This is a genomic window from Sphaerospermopsis reniformis (genome assembly GCF_005402885.1).
Classification (GTDB): Bacteria; Cyanobacteriota; Cyanobacteriia; order Cyanobacteriales; family Nostocaceae; genus Sphaerospermopsis; species Sphaerospermopsis kisseleviana.
The window spans coordinates 1-227 of record NZ_BJCE01000664.1 but is presented as its reverse complement, the minus strand read 5'-3'; the positions used below and the strand labels follow the sequence as shown (position 1 = coordinate 227).

At 37.0% G+C, this 227-nt stretch carries 1 protein-coding gene; it reads right to left on the bottom strand.

Annotated features, from left to right (window positions below; all coding sequences use genetic code 11):
* On the bottom strand, nucleotides 1–227 hold a 227-nt coding region (locus FFR48_RS28760; RefSeq protein ID WP_162502015.1), incomplete at both ends, for a hypothetical protein.

Below are 227 nucleotides of genomic sequence, written 5' to 3'. Positions count from 1 at the left end.
CATAATTTCCCGTTTGCAAATTTCCTAATTTGATTTCGCCAGTGGTACTTTCTACGGAAATATTACCAGAATCATAACCATTACCAGCGCTAACAATATCACCCGCAGTAATGTTACCACTTGCAAACAATTTTACGTCGCCAGTAGAACTAAAACCACCAATATCATAATTTCCCGTTTGCAAATTTCCTAATTTGATTTCGCCAGTGGTACTTTCTACGGAAATA